The organism is Actinoplanes sp. NPDC026623, from assembly GCF_040638275.1.
Lineage (GTDB): Bacteria > Actinomycetota > Actinomycetes > Mycobacteriales > Micromonosporaceae > Actinoplanes.
On sequence record NZ_JBEZXZ010000098.1, the window covers coordinates 1 to 3881 of the forward strand.

General features: G+C 70.4%; 4 protein-coding genes. All 4 read left to right on the forward strand.

The genetic code is table 11. The annotated features are described in order from the left end of the window. Positions 1 to 32 precede the first annotated feature (32 nt). The 4 genes from AB0F10_RS25940 (at position 33) to AB0F10_RS25955 (ending at position 3753) form a co-directional block, all read left to right on the forward strand. Positions 33 to 128, forward strand: a complete 96-nt coding sequence (locus tag AB0F10_RS25940; RefSeq protein ID WP_360630198.1) for a DUF6412 domain-containing protein — start codon at positions 33 to 35, stop codon at positions 126 to 128. 94 nt (positions 129 to 222) lie between these two features. Next, positions 223 to 957, forward strand: coding sequence for a membrane protein insertase YidC (gene yidC, locus AB0F10_RS25945; RefSeq protein WP_360630108.1), 735 nt, complete (start codon positions 223 to 225; stop codon positions 955 to 957). Between the two features lie 301 nt (positions 958 to 1258). Beyond that, positions 1259 to 2530, forward strand: a complete 1272-nt coding sequence (locus tag AB0F10_RS25950; RefSeq protein WP_360630111.1) for a glycosyl hydrolase family 18 protein — start codon at positions 1259 to 1261, stop codon at positions 2528 to 2530. A gap of 29 nt (positions 2531 to 2559) precedes the next feature. Beyond that, positions 2560 to 3753, forward strand: coding sequence for a glycosyl hydrolase family 18 protein (locus AB0F10_RS25955; RefSeq protein ID WP_360630114.1), 1194 nt, complete (start codon positions 2560 to 2562; stop codon positions 3751 to 3753). Positions 3754 to 3881: the final 128 nt, after the last annotated feature.

A 3881-nucleotide genomic window follows, 5' to 3' on the forward strand; every position in this document is an offset into this window, starting at 1 on the left:
TGCTGCCCGCCGCGATCGGCCCGGCCCGCGGCGTGCGTGCCCGCGGGCGCCGGCTGCCCCGGCTGCTCGACCCCGATGCGGCCGGACGGCCGCGCCCCAGGGCCCCGGCGGCGTACCCGGCGGTTTGATCCCCAGGCCTCGGCGCGCCACCGCGCGGAACCGATGCCGGGATTTCCACCGCCTCCGCGTCCATCCTTCAGCTCGGACCGCAGGGGTACGCCCATGTCCATTTCCGCCGCGCTGGACGCCGTCGTCGGTGTCGCGCATTCCGCCCTCGAGGGCCTTTCCGGCCTCCTAGTCCCGATCGCCGGCGGGTTCGCCCCGGCGCTCGCCATCGTCGCGTTCACCGTCGCAGTGCGGCTGTCGATCAGCCCGCTCAGCTGGCTGCAGGCCCGCTCGGCCCGGCGCGGCGCCGCGCTGGCGCCACAGCTCGCCGAGCTCGGCACGAAGCACCGCGACGACCCGGTGGCGCTCGCCGCCGCGTCGCTGGCGCTGCGGCGGGCGAACGGGGCCGGCCCGTCCGCCGCGCTGCTGCCGGCGTTGGTGCAGGCCCCGTTCTTCATGCTGATGTTCCAGCTGGTTCGGCCCGGGCCGGGCGAGCCGGCCGGGGTGCTCGGTGGGCACCTCGCGGGGGTGCCGCTGACCGCGCACCTGGGCGCCGGGTTGCCGGTCTTCGCCGTGCTGCTGGTGCTCGCGCTCGGGCTCGCCTGGTGGTCGTCGCGCCGGATGCGGCAGACCGCGGCGGCGTCCGGGCCGGCACCCGCCGCGCTCGGTGAGGATGCCGCGGCGGCCTTCGCGAACTCCGTCGGCAGGTTCATGACCCTGCTGCCGTTCCTGACCGTGGCGGTGGTGGCGTGGCTGCCGCTGGCGGGCGCGCTCTACCTGGTCACCTCCACCGCCTGGACCGCGCTCGAGCAGCTCGTCCTGCGCCGCCCGCCGGCGCCCGTCAGTCGATGATCGTTCAACCGGATCATCGACACCGGCGGCTGGAGCCGGGCAATGCGTCCAACGTGTCCGGACGGCACGCGATTTTCCGCGCCCTCTCCAGCGGCCGGCCGGCCGGCTTCGTGAACGTGAACTGGATCCAGTTCCGCAGGTAGCGGCTTTCTTCAATATGTAGTCATAAGGGCCGGAGGCGCGACCTGCGCCTTCGGCCCGCGACCTTAAAGAACTTTAAGGACGCCGAGGTCTGGACTTCCATTGTTAACAGTCCTAATAATTGACGAACCTAACTGTTCGACGTGGAAGGCCCACCCCCATGCGCCGATCCCTTGTCCTGGCCGTGTCCGCCGCGCTGGCGGCCGGCGGGTCCGCCGTCTACCTGGCCTCGTCCGCGAGCGCCGCCGTCGCCTGCGTGCCGGCCTGGAACTCCACTGCTGTCTACGTCAAGGACAACCAGGCCTCGCAGAGCGGCCACAACTACACCGCGAAGTGGTGGACGCAGAACGAGAGCCCGGCCACCCACAGCGGCCAGTGGGACGTCTGGATCGACAAAGGCGCCTGCGGCGGTACCAACCCGCCCACCACGCCGCCGACCACATCCCCGACGACCCCGCCGACCACACCCCCCACCACCGCGCCCACGACGCCCCCGACGACCCCGCCCACGACCGTTCCGCCGGGTAACGGGACGCTGCCGGCGCACTTCATCACCGGGTACTGGCAGAACTTCGACAACCCGGCCAACGAGCTCAAGCTCGCCGCCGTGCCCGCGAACTACGACCTGATCGCGGTCGCCTTCGCGGACGCCACCGGCACGCCGGGCGGGGTCTCCTTCACCATCGACGCCGGGCTCTCCGCCTCCGTCGGCGGCTACACCAACGAGCAGTTCAAGGCCGACGTCGCCACGCTGCACTCGCGCGGCAAGAAGGTCGTCATCTCGGTCGGCGGCGAGCGGGGCTCGGTGTCCGTCAACGACGCGGGCGCCGCGACCAACTTCGCCAACTCGGTCTACTCGCTGATGCAGACGTACGGCTTCGACGGCGTCGACATCGACCTGGAGAACGGCCTCAACCCGACCTACATGGGTCAGGCCCTGCGCAGCCTGCGCGGCAAGGCCGGCGCCAACCTGATCATCACGATGGCACCGCAGACCATCGACATGCAGAACCCGGCCGGCTCGTACTTCAAGCTCGCGCTCGACATCAAAGACATCCTCACGGTCGTGCACACGCAGTACTACAACTCCGGCGCGATGCTCGGCTGCGACCAGAACGCGGCGTACGGCCAGGGCACCGTCAACTTCCTGGTCGCCCTCGCGTGCATCCAGCTCGAGTCCGGGCTGCGGCCCGACCAGGTCTCCCTCGGCCTGCCGGCGACTACCAGCGCGGCCGGCGGCGGATACGTCTCGCCGGCCGTGGTCAACCAGGCGCTCGACTGCCTGGCCCGGGGCACCAACTGCGGCTCGTTCCGGCCGCCGCACACCTACCCCGGCATCCGCGGCGCGATGACCTGGTCCATCAACTGGGACGTCACCGCCGGCAACGGCTGGGCCAACACCATCAAGCCCCACCTGTCCACCCTGCCCTGACCACCAGCCCCCACTGGAAGGGAACCCCCATGAGACTGAAGAAGGCCTATCCGGCCGCCCTGGCGATAGCGCTGGCCTTCGCCGGCGTCGGCGCCACGGTCGTACTCGCACCGGGCGCCTCCGCGGCCGTCGCCTGCGCCCCGGCGTGGACCTCCTCGGCGGTCTACGTCAAGGACAACCAGGCCTCGCAGAGCGGCCACAACTACACCGCCAAGTGGTGGACCCAGAACGAGAGCCCGGCAACGCACAGCGGCCAGTGGGACGTCTGGATCGACAACGGCACCTGCGGCGGCACGACCCCGCCGACCACCCCGCCGACCACCGGTCCGACCACGCCGCCGCCCGGCGGCACCAAGATGGTGGCCGCGCCGTACCTCTACCCGGGCTGGGGCAACCCGCCCGCGCCGTCGACCGTCATGAACGCGACAGGCGTCAAGGCGTTCACCATCGCGTTCGTCCTGGCCAACGGGTGCAACCCGGTGTGGGACGGCGAAGGCGGCCTGACCGGCGGCTCGCACGAGAGCACCATCAACGCCATCAAGGCGGCCGGCGGCAGCGTGGTCCCGTCGATCGGCGGCTGGCAGGGCAACAAGCTCGGCCCGAACTGTTCCAGCCCCGAGGCGCTCGCCGGCGCGTACCAGAAGGTGATCAACGCCTTCGGCCTGAAGGCGATCGACATCGACATCGAGAACTACGACGAGTTCGAGAACTACACGGTGGCTGACCGGATCGTCGGCGCGCTGAAGATCATCAAGCAGAACAACCCGTCGGTGAAGACGATCCTCACCTTCGGCACCACCACGTCCGGCCCGAACGCGAACGGCGTCCGCCTGATCAACCAGACCAAGGCGCTGGGCGCCAACGTCGACGTCTTCACGATCATGCCGTTCGACTTCGGTGGCGGCGCCGACATGTACGCGAGCACCGTCGGTGCGTCCGAGGGCCTGAAGAACCAGCTCAAGTCGACGTTCGGCTGGAGCGACGCGCAGGCGTACTCGCACATGGGCATCTCGGGCATGAACGGGCTCTCCGACCAGCAGGAGCTCACCACGCCCGCGACCTGGACGCGGATCCGCGACTACGCGAAGAACAACAACCTGGCCCGGTTCACCTTCTGGGCGATCAACCGGGACCGCGGCTGCCCCGGCGGCGGCGTCGTCTCCGACTGCAGTGGCATCGCGCAGTCCGACTGGGAGTTCACCCGGATCACCGCGGGCTTCTGACCGGCGGGAAACGCGCGGGCCCCCGAGAAAATTAAGGGGGCGCCCCGCCCCCGTTTTGCCCCCAACAGGCCCCCCCCCAAACCAAACCCGCCGCGCGAAACACCCCGCAAGACGGGGAGAAACAACCC

Coding starts and splice junctions, on each gene's coding strand:
- yidC (WP_360630108.1), top strand. CDS start 223: ATGTCCATTTCCGCCGCGCTGGACGCCGTCGTCGGTGTCGCGCATTCC.
- AB0F10_RS25950 (WP_360630111.1), top strand. CDS start 1,259: ATGCGCCGATCCCTTGTCCTGGCCGTGTCCGCCGCGCTGGCGGCCGGC.
- AB0F10_RS25955 (WP_360630114.1), top strand. CDS start 2,560: ATGAGACTGAAGAAGGCCTATCCGGCCGCCCTGGCGATAGCGCTGGCC.